Source organism: Flavobacterium sp. CECT 9288, from assembly GCF_918731615.1.
GTDB lineage: Bacteria > Bacteroidota > Bacteroidia > Flavobacteriales > Flavobacteriaceae > Flavobacterium.
The window spans coordinates 1,529,594-1,544,911 of sequence record NZ_OU957226.1; the positions used below are offsets into that span (position 1 = coordinate 1,529,594).

A 15,318-nucleotide genomic window follows, 5' to 3' on the forward strand; every position below is an offset into this window, starting at 1 on the left:
ACTCAAAGGGCTAAATATAAGTATTATTCAATACGAAATTCTTATTTTTTTTAAATTTTGACAAAAAAAAGAAGCTGTTGTGAGCAGCTTCTTTATCGTATTAAAAATTAGGAGATAAATCGTATTTCTTATAAAAGGCATCAATTACTGCTACAACTTCATCTTCGGTATCTACAATTTTAATTAAGTCTAAATCCCCAGGACTCACTGTTTTTTCTTTTTCTACAAGTACGGTTTTTACCCAGTCTAACAATCCTGACCAAAAACTGCTACCTACCAAAATAATTGGGAATTTTCCAATTTTCTTCGTTTGAATCAGCGTTATAGCTTCAAAAAGTTCGTCTAGTGTTCCAAAACCTCCTGGCATAACTACAAATCCTTGCGAATATTTTACAAACATTACCTTGCGAACAAAGAAATAATCAAAGTTTAAGTTTTTATCCGTGTCAATATATGGGTTAAAATGTTGCTCAAAAGGCAACTCAATATTCAATCCTACAGAGGTTCCACCGCCTAAATGCGCACCTTTATTTCCAGCTTCCATAATTCCAGGACCACCGCCAGTAATTACCCCGTAACCCGCTTTACTAATCTTGTAAGCAATTTTTTCTGCTAATAAATAATTCGGATCCTCTGGTTTGGTTCTCGCCGATCCAAAAATAGACACACAAGGACCTATTCGCCCCATGCTTTCGTACCCATTTACAAACTCCGACATGATTTTAAAAATTGCCCAGCTGTCGTTAGTACGTATTTCATTCCAATCTTTCTGCTTCAATCGGTCTTGGATTACTTTATCCTCATCATTATCAAAATCTTCTAATCTCATATTCTGTATTTTAATTATCTTTTCTATTTTTTTTCAGGAGCTTAATCCTGCTGTACGTTCTATCTTTTTATTTTTAAAGAAAAAAATAAAAAGGATGCCACTTCCATCAGGGCTAAAAATCGAGCCTGCTAAAGTAATTCTTTTTTTAAAACTGAAGCGTACTGCTTTTGTAGTTTTTTTCTAATTTTTTTTAGTCTCATATTCCCCTGCAAAAGAGGTAAATTAAACCAACTCTTTCTTTAAAAACTGTGCGGTATAGCTTTTTTTACTTTTCGCTACTTCTTCAGGCGTTCCCTTGGCGATTAGTTGCCCGCCACCTTTTCCGCCTTCAGGTCCAATATCAATAATGTAATCAGCCAGTTTAATTACGTCCATATTGTGCTCAATAATTAGGATCGTATTTCCTTTATCAACCAGTTTGTTAATCACTTCCATTAAAACTCTAATATCCTCAAAGTGAAGTCCTGTTGTAGGTTCGTCTAGAATGTAAAAGGTATTTCCAGTATCTTTTTTGGACAATTCTCCCGCAAGCTTGATGCGTTGTGCTTCACCACCAGAAAGTGTGGTACTCTGTTGGCCAAGTGTGATGTAACCTAAACCAACATCTTGTAAAGTTTTAACTTTTCTATATATCTTCGGGATATTTTCAAAAAATGGAACAGCCTCGTCAATAGTCATGTTCAATACATCCGAGATAGATTTACCTTTGTATCTAATTTCTAGTGTTTCTCTATTAAAACGTTTTCCTTGGCACGTCTCGCATTCTACATATACATCAGGTAAAAAGTTCATTTCTATTGTTCGAACACCTGATCCTTCGCAGGTTTCGCAGCGTCCTCCTTTTACATTAAAGCTAAAACGTCCTGCTTTATATCCCCGAATCATACTTTCAGAAGTCATCGTAAACAGATTTCTGATTTCTGTAAAAACTTCGGTGTAGGTTGCTGGATTGCTACGTGGTGTTCTACCAATCGGGCTTTGGTCAATATCAATTACTTTATCGATATGTTCCAAACCTTCAATTTTTTTGTACGGTTGTGGTTTTTTAACACCATTAAAATAATACGCATTCAAAATAGGGTAGAGCGTCTCGTTAATCAAAGTCGATTTTCCACTTCCCGAAACTCCAGTTACACAAATCATTTTACCCAAAGGCAACTCAATTGAAACGTTTTTCAAGTTATTTCCTGTTGCTCCGGTTAGTTTTAGGAATTTTCCATTGCCTTCTCTTCGTTTTTTAGGAACTTCAATTTTCATTTCGCCATTCATGTACATCGCTGTAATAGTATGGTGTTTCAAGATTTCGGCAGGCGTTCCTTTACTAATGATTTCACCACCATATTTCCCGGCTTTTGGTCCAATGTCAATCACATAATCAGCGCGTTCTATCATGTCTTTGTCATGTTCCACCACCACTACTGAATTCCCAATATCACGCAATTGCTCTAGCGATTGTATTAGTTTTTCATTGTCACGCTGGTGTAAACCAATACTCGGTTCATCCAAAATATACAAGACACCAACCAATTGTGAACCAATTTGTGTGGCCAAACGAATTCTTTGCGCTTCACCACCAGAAAGTGATTTCGAACTTCGGCTTAAAGCCAAATAATCCAAACCTACATTCATCAAAAAATGCAATCGATCCTTAATCTCTTTGATTACTTCAGTGGCAATACGCTTTTGTTTATCAGATAAATGGTTATCTAAATCTTTAAACCAAGCAGTCAAATCCGAAATGTCCATGTCGCACAATTCGGTGATATTTTTCGTGTTAATTTTAAAGAATTGCGCTTCTTTTTTTAATCGGGAACCTTCACAAACAGGACATTTTATCTCGTCCATGAATTCTTTTGCCCAACGCTTGATCGTGGCTGAACCACTTTCATCGTATTGGTTTTTTATGAAATGCGAAATTCCTTCAAAATCAATTTTATATTCTTTGGTAACTCCAGCTGTTTTCGATTCGATGCTAAATTTTTCTTTACCACCATTCAAAATCATTTCCATGGCCTCAGCTGGAATGGTTTCAATGGCATCAGTCAATTTAAAACCAAATTTCTCACCAATAGTTTCCAATTGCTTAAAAATCCAAGAGCTTTTGTATTCGCCCAAAGGGGCAAAACCACCAGCTTTGATAGATAATTTAGGGTTTGGAACAATTTTTTTGCTGTTGACTTCATTCACAGTTCCAAGTCCGTTGCAATGATCACAAGCTCCTTTTGGAGAATTGAAAGAAAATAAATTAGGTTCTGGATTTTGATAGGATATTCCGGTGCTAGGACACATTAAGTTCCGACTAAAATAGCGCACCTCATTCGAATCTTGGTCGAGAACCATCAATACATTTTCACCTTGATTCATGGCGGTATTGATGCTTTCCATCAAACGTTTGGCATTATCTGGTGTGTCTTCAATTACCATTCGGTCCACAACAATTTCGATGTCGTGGGTTTTGTAACGGTCGAGCTTCATTCCTATAGTAATATCAAGTACGTCGCCGTTGACACGAACTTTCAAGAAACCTTGCTTGGCAATTTGTTGAAAAAGCTCTGCGTAATGTCCTTTTCGAGCTCGAATTACAGGAGCCAAAATATTGATTCGTTTTCCTGCAAAATCCTGAATAATCAAGTCCTTAATTTGCTCGTCAGAGTAAGAAACCATTTTTTCGCCACTGTTGTAACTGTAGGCATCGGCACCACGAGCATAGAGCAAACGTAAGAAATCATAAATTTCAGTAATAGTTCCTACAGTGGAACGCGGACTTTTACTTGTCGTTTTTTGTTCAATAGCAATTACAGGCGAAAGCCCGTCAATTTTATCAACATCAGGACGTTCTAAACCACCTAAAAATTGACGCGCATAGGCCGAAAACGTTTCTACATAACGGCGTTGCCCTTCGGCATAAATGGTATCAAAAGCTAAGGAGGATTTACCAGATCCCGAAAGTCCAGTAATTACAACCAGCTTTTCTCTTGGAATGGAAACATCTATATTTTTTAAGTTGTGCACACGAGCGCCTTGAACTTCAATGGTATTGTCTTTGTCTAGCATAATTTTTTGCAAAAAAGCAAAGTTACCATTTTGATTTGTTCTTTTGATGCAACAGTTTAGAAGTTTCTGTTAAAATGAGGTATAAAAAAAACGCTAATTGTAGTTAGCGTTTTTCGGTTACATTGTATTTACATCTTACTCCATTCCTAGTCCTAATGTTTGTAAAATGCCAACAATCCATATAATTGGTTTCCAAAGTACAATAAAGCCTATAATTGATAGAATGGAAAAAACAGACCAAAATCCAAAACCATAGGCTAATGTAAATTCTGGAAAGTATTCTACTAAAAACATGTAAATACCGAAAGGAATAGCTGCTAAAACGACAACGATCCAAACTAGACATTTTATAAAGAAAACGATTGTATTTAATAAAAATTGAAAAAGCATAATTTTGATTTTTTAAGTGATTTTTGTCAGGTTACTAAGTGTTTTTTTAATAATAGTTGTACTTTAAATTTGTAAGTTTGTTGTTGTTTTATCATCCTCTAATGCGGTGACTAGTCCTGTTATCAGTAACGATACTCCAGCGCCAATAATCCCTCCGGTTTGAGGTTTTTTTTCTAAGTGATTAGCAATAGCAATACCCGCCGCTGCGCTTGTTGTTAAAATGGTACTTAAGCTACTAAAGTCCATTTCTGTGCTTTGTTTTTTTAATGAATTTTTCATGATAATTGTTTTTAAATTTCGGGGCTAAATTATGTTTCAAACGCGACAATTAGTGTCGTTTAAAAATGATTTGAAAAAAATATTGCGACAGTAATTTTCACTTTTCTTTTCTATTTTTGAATAATTAAAAACAGCATGAAAAAAGACAATAAAAAGCATCTGAATTCAACACAAGTTTATCGCACTAAAATTTTGGTGGAACTTTTAAAAAAAAATCTATCTGTGCATCGTGATGTACTTATAAAAGAAATATCTGCAAAGGATCTTAGGAATATATCTGTACGTACAATACAACGATATGTAAAAGATTTAAATGAAGATTATGGGATTGTCATTACTTTTAATAAAGGCAATAAACACTATTATTTAAACGAGGAAAAATCGGTTAATATTGAGTCCTTTTTAAGTCACATTGAGATTTTATCGACAGCTGAACTTATAAAGTCTAGTTTTAACGAAACAAATAACGCATTAGCCTTTATTGAATTTGAAAATAGTGCGTCCATGTCCTCAATTTTAAATTTTAAAATTATTTTAGAATCCATTCACCAAGCATTACCTATTAGTTTTGAACACTATAGTTTTTACCATTTAAAAGAGGAAGAATACACTTTAAAACCTTACTTCTTGAAACAATACCAAAACCGTTGGTATGTTATTGGCGAAACTGAAAAAGGATATCGTACTTTCGGAATTGACAGAATAGAAAATATTAGTGTTGGTACTAAAAAGTTCAAATCAAAAACCATAGAAGCCAAAGATAAGTTTAGTCATGTTATAGGTTTAAATTATGTTGATCATAAGTTACAAATTGTAAAACTTTCATTTGATATTTCTCAGAAACCTTATCTTGTTTCGCTTCCTATGCATCGCACTCAAAAAGAAATTAACCTTGAAAACGGGAAGACGTTTGATATAGAAATGATTATTCACCCTAATTTCGAATTTAGCCAACAGATTTTGAAGTATGGAAGTTTAGTTAAAGTTCTGGAGCCCGAATGGCTGAAAGAAGAGATTAAGGAAGAGTTGAGAAAAGGGTTTGAGGGGTATTTGTAAAAATAAAAAGGTTCTACTAAAATTTTAAAAGCAGAACCTTTTATCATTTAATTAAATTTAAGATTATGGTATCTGAACAAACATTGATAAGTTTTGGAAACTAAAAAAATAAATAAAATCTTTATGCTTAAGTTGTATATTTTAATTGTGTATGTTCTAAAAACTGGGTTATAATTGTTTTGATAAAGTTTATTCTTTATCTATAAATGTATTTCGTGCTATGTTTCCAATTGTATTAGTTGCGACAAGATCAAAAGTTCCGCCAATCAAACCTCCTACAATCGGAATTGCTTTTCCGAGATTAATGGCACCCTTTTCTCCAAATTTAGTCAAAAGTTTAAATCCAACTTTCTGATTGATTATAGTAATAGTTTTTCCTGATATGTTTTGAACTGTTCTTGTAGCAATTTTTTTACCAACTACAATTCCAAGATCTTTTACAATATCTTTAGCTCCATTCCCAGCTAAACATAAATACACTAAAGTTTTTACTTTATCGTCTTTAATATCGTGTCCACCAATATAAGCTAATGCAGCTATCATTCTGACCTGAACATATAAAACACTAGCAATATTAGCAGGTATAGTAATTGGCATTGCAATTAGACCTGGAAGTCCAGTTAAAAAGCCACTAGTAGTCGCTTTTGTATTTTGCCATCTAATTAAAGAATTTGCCATATCGATTTTTTTTCCACCTTTAGCTAAGTAATTTTCGGCCATTTCTTGTGCTGAATCTAAGCCAGGTACTCCATTTAAAGCTTTATCATAAGCATAATCAAGTGTTTTCATTATAATCGTTTCTGATAATTTTTCTTTTGCCATTTTATATTTAGTTTTAATTTTTTTTATTGTTTAGGTTTGTCTTGTAAAAATGAATTCTTGATGGAAAAACAGATTAATACAGCCACAGAATTTTTCCATTTTATTTAATTTAAAATTTCACTTATCTATTTTATTTCTTTAACTTTAAATTTAAAGTGTTTTAAACTGTTATCTGTATCGAAAATACTCCTATAAATTGCCAAGTTATGCCAGTCTTTTTTTATTTCAATAATCATAAATCATAATGGTAAATCATTTTTATTGCCCAAAAAAAATAATAATCAACAAATTTTTAAGACAATTTTAATGCTATTGCTAACGAAATAAATTTCGGATATTGATAAAATGGATAAGATCTCCTCAAGTTTATCAATATTTGTTAAATCGATTAATATTTCTGATTTATTTTTATCAAATTGAAGCATTGGACTATTTACTTTTTCGATTATTTCATCGACTTTGCTACTGAAAAACCATATTTTTGCCTTTGACAAAAAACTACCAGCTTTATATCCTAGTACTACTGCATTTGTCTTAACTTCTTTTATTTCTATTAATAATAATAAGTGAGGAATATCTATTACAACTTGGCTACGGTTTTTATTATTTAAACCTATTTTAATATTGATTTTTTTTTTAGAAAAATTTTAATTTCACTAAAGCTAATTTCTAAGTTCATTTTCTAATTTTAGTTGTGTCAAATCTACCCTTCCAAAACGTTAATTTTTGTCGCTGTATTTTTTATTTCATTAAACTGTTAACCATTCGCTCAATACCCTCATCTGCTATTTTTAAATTTGAGAGAGTTAATTTTAAGTTGATATTGTGTTTCGTAATATTATTTGATTTTGTCATCCAATCCTCCATGAGTTGTTTTAGTTTTGATTGGTTTATTGTTCTCAGAGTTACCGAAACATTCTCGGGACAATTCACCACTAATGCAATTTGTTCATCTGTCAAGATATGTTTGTATTTGGAATGTAACATTTCAGAGGAACGTATGTGTTCATAGTCATATCTTTCGCCGCCTCTTAAAATTTGTCCAGTGTAGCAATCGGTATAAAGTGCTAATCCATCACTTCCTCTAATTAATGCTTCTTTTTGCATAGCTTTTTTCCTTGTTCCAAAAATTTTGTCAATTGCTATTCTGCTGTAAGGTCTTTTTGGATCGATCATTTTGAAATCTACTTATTAACCTTTATTTACAATGCTGGTGAATGTTTTCCTTTGCTTGATCCGTTTGGATGTCTTGAACAGGAATTAGCAGTTAAACTTGATATACTATTTGAAGATGAACCGCAGTATTTGCAGCTGTATTTTGATTTTTCGGAACCTTCATACAGCGTGTGTTTTCCTTTGCTTGGTCCAAGAGGGTGACGCGGACAAGAGTTAGCCGTAAAACTCGAAATACTAGAACTTTTCGATCCGCAATTGGCACAATAAAAATTTGACATATTTTGGTGTTGATTTATGGTTATCAGTCAAAACTAAAAAACTTAAAACAACAAAAAACCCCGAAATTATAAATTGGGGTTTCTGGGCTATAAAATGGGTAATCTATGTTATAATTTTTTTTCAGCTAAATAATTAATCGGATAATTACTGTAGTTCCTGTTTCCGAAAAATTGATTTGAATAGGATTGATATTGCTAGGTTGCATAATTTGAAGGCGCTTTTTGGCAATGGCAATGCCTTTTGAATTGTGGGTATTTATATTTTTGGTATTGCCTTTCCCGTTATCTAAAATTTGGATTTGAAGCAGCTGATCAACCGTAATTGTAAAATCAATTGTAAAAGAAGGGTGAGGAGATTCCTCATCAAAAGCATGCTTGAAAATATTTTCTACAAAGGGCTGTAATAACATTGTAGGTATTTCTATTTGGTGTTTATCGATGCTTTCATCTACTTCAATTGTAAATTGAATACGGTTGTCAAATCGTTTATTTTCAATAGCAATGTAGGTCTCTAAATATTTAATTTCATCAGCAATTGTTATGGTTTGGTAGGTAGAATTGTCTAATGTTTGACGCATCAAACTAGCAACTTCGCTAATATAAATTGTAGAATTTAGTTTGTCATTATTAAAAACAAATTGTTGAATGGTGTATAAAGCATTAAACGTAAAATGCGGATTCATCTGACTTAATAAGGCTTCTAGTTTTGCCTTAGCAAGTTGATTTTCGGTTGCTGCTTTTTGTTGGGCTCTTTTTTTTATTCTGAAAATTAATAGCGCTGCTCCTAGAATGATAAGAATTCCGATTACACAATAAAATAGGCCTGTTTTCCAAAATGGAGGTTGAATGATAATTTTTAAAATACTAAAACGCGTTGTTTTTCCGGCGTGTAAATCTAAAACTTCAATTTCTAGATTGTAAGTGTCATTTGGTAAGTAAGACAAATAAACGAATGGCTTTTCTGTATAAGGACTCCATCGATTTGATTTCTTCAAGCGGTATCTAAATTTTAATTTGTTTGGGTACAAATGTCCTTTTGGAACAAAATCTAATGCGATTGTATTGTGTTCATAATCTGTAATTAATTGATTGGATTGATACGAAAACCAACGGTAGTTTTTTGGAGCAATCAGAACGGAATTAATGGCAATTGAACTGATTTTGATATCGGTAACCGAATTTTTAGTTGCTGTAATTTTCTTTAAATCGATGTTGTAAAACCCTTTCTTAGTGCCAAGCCACAATTGATTTTCAAAAATTTGGGAACTAGTTATGGCGGTATCTTTCAGCCCTTGTTCCTTATCAAATAACTGTATCACTCCATTATGATAGCAGTTTATTCCTTTTTCGGTACCTATAAAAATATAGTCTTGGTAACTTTCTAGAAACGTGATTGTAGTACCGATCAACTGATTTTTTTGAATTGTTTTTAGTATTTTAAAAGATTTGGTGTTATCAATTACATAAATAGCACCAAATTCAGATGCAATAATTAAGTTTCCTTGCTTATTTTGGGTAATAAATTTGAGTTTGCTTTCGTTCCAAATACCTTCTTTTAGCAGCGATTTAAAAGTTTTATTTTCATAAATAAACAATCCTTGAAACACTGAGATGAAATAGGTTTTGTCATTTGAATTTAAAATTCCAACTACGTCCAAAGGGGTATTTGTTTTAAATTCCGAGAAATGTTTGGCTTTTAAACCAGTAAGATCATCATAGACTCTAACGCCTGCATACGGTATTGTTTCTATTAATTGCTGATCGTAGGTAAAACCAATTTTATAACTGTGAATGGGGGCGTAATTGATTAATTCACCTATAAAGCTCATCTCAAATAAACCGATATTACTGCTAATCCAAAACGATTTTTGATGTTTTATGATTTCATAAAATTCGATTTGGTTTGCGGGTATTTTATAGTTCAATTCATAATAACCGTCAGCATGTGAAGGCAGTTCTTGTTTTGAATTTTTAATGTACGCTAGTTCTGCATTTTTAAAATCAGTTAATGAAACTGATGTGGTAATGGTATTGTCTTTTTCTAAAAAGGAGACTCCATCCTGATGCAGTATCACTTTTTTTGCTCCGATGGAGGTAAAATCCACTATCGTTTTATTTTCAAATGGGTTGTAGTTAATGGTTTTATCGAGCTGAATTTCGTATATTCCTTTATCTTTTGAACCTACGTAAAGAATGTTTTTTTTACGAGCGTGCACCACATTCAATAAATTTTTAGAATCAATTCCGTACAATTCCGAAATGTTTTTCATCTGGTTATTTGCAATTGCATACAAACCACCACTGTTGTCAAACACACCCCAAGCAGCCGCGTAAAGATTACGATCACTATCTGCAATGAAGTCCCAAAAAATAGATTGCCCAAGAGATTTTGAAGTTGGTTGATCTTGTAATAATTTTTCGATCTGAAAGGATTGGAGGAATCCTTTGTTTGCGCTTAGTAAAGTTCCCTCAAATAAACCCAAACTGTAGGCATATTTAAACTGATGTACAGGTGCAATTTCTGGATTGTTTTTATTGGTTTCAATTTTAAAAATTCCCTCGTTGGCGGTTGAAAAATAAACATAGTTCTTGTACACTACGAAATCGGTAACAATAAACACTCCAAAATGTGGGACAATTCCTTTCGGGACTACAATGGCATTGGTTTTAGTGTCGATAATTGCAATTCCTAGTTCTGTACCTACATAAATTTTGTCGTTGTGAGCCAATACTTTTCGAGCTCGTAATGATGGTAAGCCCTTTTGTTTATCAAAAACAGTAAATTGTAAACCGTCATATTTGTATACTCCACCTCCATAACTAGCAAACCATAAGTTGCCATTGCGATCTTGAGCTATGTCCCAGCAACTGTTATTATTAATTGTTTTTGGTAAAATTAGATTTGAAAAGGCTCCATTTTCCAGCTTCGAAATCCCATTTTCAGTACCAATCCATAAGTCTTCATTTTTATCTAAAAACAATGCCCGTACTGCATTATTAGGTAATCCATTTGAAGTAGTGTAATTGATGGAAGGCTTGTATTGAGCTGAACAATACACACCATAAAAACACACAAGAAAAAGTAAAACTTTAGTTGGCAAGTGCATCTATAAGTTTAGTTTTGTTATAATAAGCATCTGAAACTTTAATGTTTGAACCATTTGACATCTTTAGAGTATACGTTTTACTGTTAAAAGAAACGATTTTTTTCTTATTTATTATGGCGCTACTACTTACTTTAATGAAACTACTTTCGGGCAACAATAAAAGAACATCTTTTAAATATTTATGAATTACAATGGTGTCGTTTGTTGTTATAATTGTACATTTTCCAGTTCCATTTTGTGACTGGCAACTTATGATTTCAGTTAGATCAACTACAGTAAAACCGTCATTAGACGGGAATAAAATGGTAGTTTGATTTCCTTTCAAATTATTTTTTAGGATTTCGTTTCTGTTTACAGTGTTGGCCAATGCCTTTTTAGTTTCGAATTGTTCAACAATGGCCTTTATGTTTAATGGGTTTATGGGTTTCATTAAATAATTCATGGCACTTATTTCAATAGCTTTTGTATACTGATTGGCATGTCCGGTAACAAATACCACTTCAAAAGGCAGAACATCAAAACTATTGATTAATTCAAAACCATTTTTTTCGGGCATATCAATATCTAAAAACACTAAATCCGGCTTGTGGGTTTTGATAGCTATTAATGCGGTATCAACAGAAGGGCATAGGGCTACAATTTGAATAACTCCATTACTATACAATTCGCAGAAACTTTTAATAAGTTCTCTCGAATTTTTTTGATCATCAACGATGATAGCATTTAGTACCATAAAATAGAAAAAGAATTACGTTAGTAATTGTTGCATTAATTTTTGAATTGTATTCTTTTTTTTGCAAAAAAAAACAAAGTTACCATTTTGATTTGCTTTTTCACTGCAAAACAATAGAAGTTTATTACAAAAAAATCGGTATTTTTGATGGAAATCAATAAAGTATTTCTAATTAGGAGTTATTATATGAAAACAAGAATTGGAATTTTAGGAATTGGTGGAGTAGGAGGCTATTTTGGGGGATTATTAGCAAAGGCTTACGTAGACTCAGATACTATTGAAATTGTATTTATTGCCCGTGGTGATACCCAAAAATTTATAGCGCAAAATGGATTGAAAATAGTTACAGATACTACTGAAAGCATTGTGTTTCCTAAATTGATATCCAATAACCCATCAGAGATTGAAACTTTAGATGTCCTTATTTGTGCTACAAAAACCTATGATATTGAAAACAGTTTGATGTCTATAAAAGATTGTATAACCTCTGACACTATGATTTTGCCATTATACAATGGTGTTGATGCAACGGAACGGATTCAAACATTATTTCCTGAAAATACAATTTTGCAAGCTTGTGTTTATATTGTTTCTATGATTACCGCTCCTGGAAATATTAAGAAAATTGGTTCGTATGAAAAACTATTTTTTGGTTCTACAACAGTACCAATTTCAAAATTAGAAACATTACAGTCTATTTTTACAAATGCAAAAATAGAAAGCTATCTTGTAGAAAATATCAAGGAAACGGTTTGGGAAAAATTTATTTTCATCTCCGCTTTAGCCTCTGCAACTTCGTATTTAAATCAAAATATTGGCGGTATTTTAAATAATCATAGAAATAAAGAACTTTACAATGCATTATTAAAGGAAATATCTGCTGTTGCTTTGGCAAAAGGGATCAAATTACCGAACGATATCATTGCTCAAACCATAACCAAACTAGAGAAATCACCGCAAGATAATACATCATCAATGCATAGAGATTTTCTTGCTGGAAATACTACAGAAGTAAAATCGCTAACAGAATATGTAGTTAATGAAGGTTTAAAATATGGGGTTCTTACGCCTAAGTATCAGCAAATTTTAAAGAAATTAACTTGAAAAATTACAATTACTCTTCTTCTAGATTCAAAGAAATTACTTTAGTATCATCTTCATCTTCGCTTTCAATTTCAAAAAAACTAAAAATAGATCCTCCGTAACTTTTTTGAAATGAAAAATGCATCATGTGATCGAGCTTCGTATACTTAGAGTGTTCAATAATCATCATACCATCTTCATTGAGTAATTCTTTCTCAAAAACTAACATCACTATTCTCTCGAATGTTTTTTGGTCTAATCCATAAGGTGGATCTGCAAAAATGATATCATAAGATGTTTTGCATTTTTCCAAATAAGCAAACACATCACTTTTAGTCGCAGCTATATTAAAATCATATTCAGAGGCAACTTGTTTAATGAATTTTACGCAACCAAAGTCACCATCAACAGAAGTTATGGGTGTACTACCACGAGAAGCAAATTCATAACTTATGTTTCCTGTTCCTGCAAACAAATCTAATACTTTGAGATTTTCAAAATTAAAATGGTTATTCAAAACATTGAATAATGCTTCTTTAGACATGTCTGTCGTAGGTCGAACAGGTAGGCCTTTTGGAGGTGAAATTCTTCTTCCTTTATATTTTCCGGATATGATTCTCATGAGTTAAAAAGTATGTAATGGGCTCTGTTTTCGGCAACAGAAAAATAATTGTTCCAACGTAAATCTTCGACATCTATAAGGGATACGTTTCGAATGTATTTGTAAACAATTGTGTAAAAATCACTTTCTACATCTATTTTTCCAATAAATTCTAATGCAAAATATTCTGGATTCATTCCTAACTGTTCTGCAGTAAAAAGAATATAATAAATTAAATCCTCAGGGGTTTTGTAATCAAATGAATTGAAAAATATAAGTTTTTGATTTTCTATAACTACTATTTCAAAATGACCCGTATTAAGGTGAACAAACATTTTTTTATGGTGTTTGTCTTTTGTTAATTCTAATAATTTTGATACTAAAATACTATGTGCGTGCTTGTATGTAAAGGAACCAAAATGATCTATGAAAAAATTATTGATATTCACGTAAGGAATATAAACCGTATTCATCTGGTGGTTCTCTAGTGTGTCAAAAGCAAAAAAATCAGTTTCAAAAACCTTAGTATTGTATTGCAAATAACTACCAAGTGCTTCTTCATCAAAAAATAAAGCAGGAACAAATGTTGCTAAATTATTGTTGTGGATTATTAGAATTTCGTCATATTTTTGAGATAACTCCGAATGGTTTTTAAAAGCATTTGCAAATAAATCTTCGATTTTTGTTGTCTTTGGAAAAGCATCGAAATATACCTCATTAAATGAAGAAACCGTATCATTTAGGGTATCAAAACAACAAAAAGAAAGTCCAGTCAAGGAAACTTGAATAGATAATTTTTTATAATTTTTTTCGATTACATCCATAAAAACACATATTTTTTTGACCTCGCAAACTTACAAATTTAATCAGTAATAAGTATCTCATTACAATGGAAATGATGTTGATTGCTTATTAAATATTTTTAACATTAAAATTAGATAAAAACATGATTTTAATAACAAAAAAACGCCTCTTATTGAGGCGTTTAAATTATAATTTGATGAAAAATTATTTCTTTTGATTTTTCATTTCTTTTTCAATCATTTCATAAAACTGATCAATTTTAGGCAATACCACAATTCTAGTTCTACGGTTTCTTGATTTATTTTCAGGTGTATCATTCGCAACTAGCGGAATATATGAACTTCTACCTGCAGCTATCAATTGCTCAGGTTTTACACCCAATTGATTTGTTAATACACGTATGATGGCTGTAGAACGTTTAACACTTAAATCCCAATTGTCAAGTAAAACTCCAGTACCATTGTAAGGTACATTATCTGTATGACCTTCTACCATACATTCAAAATCAGGTTTGTCATTAACAACTTTAGCTACTTTTTCAAGTACTCCTTTTGCCTGATCAGTCACTTCATAACTACCACTTTTAAATAATAATTTATCAGCAATTGATATAAAAACTACTCCTTTTTCAACATTTACCTCAATATCCGGATCAGAGATTCCTACAGATCTTTTTAAACTAGTAACAAGAGCAAGAGTTACACTGTCTTTTTTAGTTAAAGCATCTTGCATTCTGCTTATTTTTAAATCTTTCTCTTTGATTGATTCTAAGGCTTTTTCAATATTTTCGGCTCCTTTTGTAGATAAAACAGTCATGTCTTTAGAAACACTTATCAAACCTTGGTTTTGCTCTTTTAAGGTTGCTGCAGTTGCTGCAAGAGCTGCTTTTTCTTCTAAACAAGAATTTAGTTTTACTGTTGCAGTGTTTAATAAGTCTTGTGTTTCTTTGTTTTTAGCCTCTAGATCTGCGAATTTCTTTTTAGAAACACATGATGTCATCAGGGCTAAAACAGTTAGGGTCAATGCTATTTTTTTCATAGATAATAGTTTTTATTATTGTTACAAATTTAGTTTAAAGGTGTTAAGTTTTGTTTATAATTATCATA

Annotated in this window: 14 protein-coding genes; 2 read left to right on the plus strand and 12 right to left on the minus strand. The window is 32.0% G+C overall.

Features of this window, described 5'->3' with window-relative positions:
- Positions 1–100: 100 nt before the first annotated feature.
- The 4 genes from LQ189_RS06655 to LQ189_RS06670 all read right to left on the minus strand — a co-directional run bounded on the left by LQ189_RS06655 (position 101) and on the right by LQ189_RS06670 (position 4,552).
- Positions 101–829 (minus strand): TIGR00730 family Rossman fold protein, encoded by a 729-nt coding sequence (locus LQ189_RS06655; RefSeq protein WP_086455190.1) that lies wholly within the window; start codon positions 827–829, stop codon positions 101–103.
- A gap of 222 nt (positions 830–1,051) precedes the next feature.
- Positions 1,052–3,883 carry an excinuclease ABC subunit UvrA gene (gene uvrA / locus LQ189_RS06660; protein WP_230155221.1) on the minus strand — a complete coding sequence of 944 codons (2,832 nt, stop codon included), beginning with the start codon at positions 3,881–3,883 and terminating at the stop codon, positions 1,052–1,054.
- Positions 3,884–4,018: 135 nt separating this feature from the next.
- A complete protein-coding gene (locus LQ189_RS06665) occupies positions 4,019–4,273 on the minus strand; it encodes a hypothetical protein (RefSeq protein WP_144890660.1) in 255 nt (84 codons plus the stop codon).
- Between the two features lie 63 nt (positions 4,274–4,336).
- Positions 4,337–4,552: a hypothetical protein gene (locus LQ189_RS06670; RefSeq protein WP_230155223.1), complete on the minus strand. Its 216-nt coding sequence runs from the start codon at positions 4,550–4,552 to the stop codon at positions 4,337–4,339.
- A gap of 135 nt (positions 4,553–4,687) precedes the next feature.
- Here LQ189_RS06670 and LQ189_RS06675 point away from each other — a divergent pair, with 135 nt between their 5' ends.
- A complete protein-coding gene (locus tag LQ189_RS06675) occupies positions 4,688–5,608 on the plus strand; it encodes a YafY family protein (protein WP_230155225.1) in 921 nt (306 codons plus the stop codon).
- A 189-nt stretch (positions 5,609–5,797) separates the two neighbouring features.
- On the opposite strand, the gene LQ189_RS06680 is transcribed toward LQ189_RS06675, so the two are convergent.
- From LQ189_RS06680 to LQ189_RS06700, 5 genes are all read right to left on the minus strand, one after another.
- Positions 5,798–6,430 (minus strand): EcsC family protein, encoded by a 633-nt coding sequence (locus tag LQ189_RS06680; protein ID WP_230155227.1) that lies wholly within the window; start codon positions 6,428–6,430, stop codon positions 5,798–5,800.
- 741 nt (positions 6,431–7,171) lie between these two features.
- Positions 7,172–7,606, minus strand: a complete 435-nt coding sequence (locus LQ189_RS06685) for a hypothetical protein (protein ID WP_230155229.1) — start codon at positions 7,604–7,606, stop codon at positions 7,172–7,174.
- A gap of 26 nt (positions 7,607–7,632) precedes the next feature.
- Positions 7,633–7,884, minus strand: a complete 252-nt coding sequence (locus LQ189_RS06690) for a hypothetical protein (protein ID WP_230155231.1) — start codon at positions 7,882–7,884, stop codon at positions 7,633–7,635.
- 125 nt (positions 7,885–8,009) lie between these two features.
- Positions 8,010–10,985: a histidine kinase gene (locus LQ189_RS06695; protein WP_230155233.1), complete on the minus strand. Its 2,976-nt coding sequence runs from the start codon at positions 10,983–10,985 to the stop codon at positions 8,010–8,012.
- The gene (locus LQ189_RS06700; RefSeq protein ID WP_230155235.1) at positions 10,975–11,724 is read right to left on the minus strand and encodes a LytTR family DNA-binding domain-containing protein; all 750 of its coding nucleotides are present in this window, start codon (positions 11,722–11,724) and stop codon (positions 10,975–10,977) included. Before LQ189_RS06700 ends, LQ189_RS06695 begins: the two co-directional genes overlap by 11 nt.
- 186 nt (positions 11,725–11,910) lie before the next feature.
- On the opposite strand from LQ189_RS06700, the gene LQ189_RS06705 reads away from it, so the two are divergent.
- Positions 11,911–12,828, plus strand: coding sequence for a ketopantoate reductase family protein (locus LQ189_RS06705; protein ID WP_230155237.1), 918 nt, complete (start codon positions 11,911–11,913; stop codon positions 12,826–12,828).
- 10 nt (positions 12,829–12,838) lie between these two features.
- Here LQ189_RS06705 and LQ189_RS06710 read toward each other — a convergent pair whose 3' ends face one another.
- The 3 genes from LQ189_RS06710 to LQ189_RS06720 form a co-directional block, all read right to left on the minus strand.
- Positions 12,839–13,429 carry an RsmD family RNA methyltransferase gene (locus LQ189_RS06710; protein ID WP_230155239.1) on the minus strand — a complete coding sequence of 197 codons (591 nt, stop codon included), beginning with the start codon at positions 13,427–13,429 and terminating at the stop codon, positions 12,839–12,841.
- The gene (locus LQ189_RS06715; protein WP_230155241.1) at positions 13,426–14,232 is read right to left on the minus strand and encodes a DUF3822 family protein; all 807 of its coding nucleotides are present in this window, start codon (positions 14,230–14,232) and stop codon (positions 13,426–13,428) included. The genes LQ189_RS06710 and LQ189_RS06715 overlap by 4 nt, the downstream gene beginning before the upstream one ends.
- 184 nt (positions 14,233–14,416) lie before the next feature.
- Positions 14,417–15,250: an OmpA family protein gene (locus LQ189_RS06720; protein ID WP_086455550.1), complete on the minus strand. Its 834-nt coding sequence runs from the start codon at positions 15,248–15,250 to the stop codon at positions 14,417–14,419.
- Between the last annotated feature and the right edge of the window lie 68 nt (positions 15,251–15,318).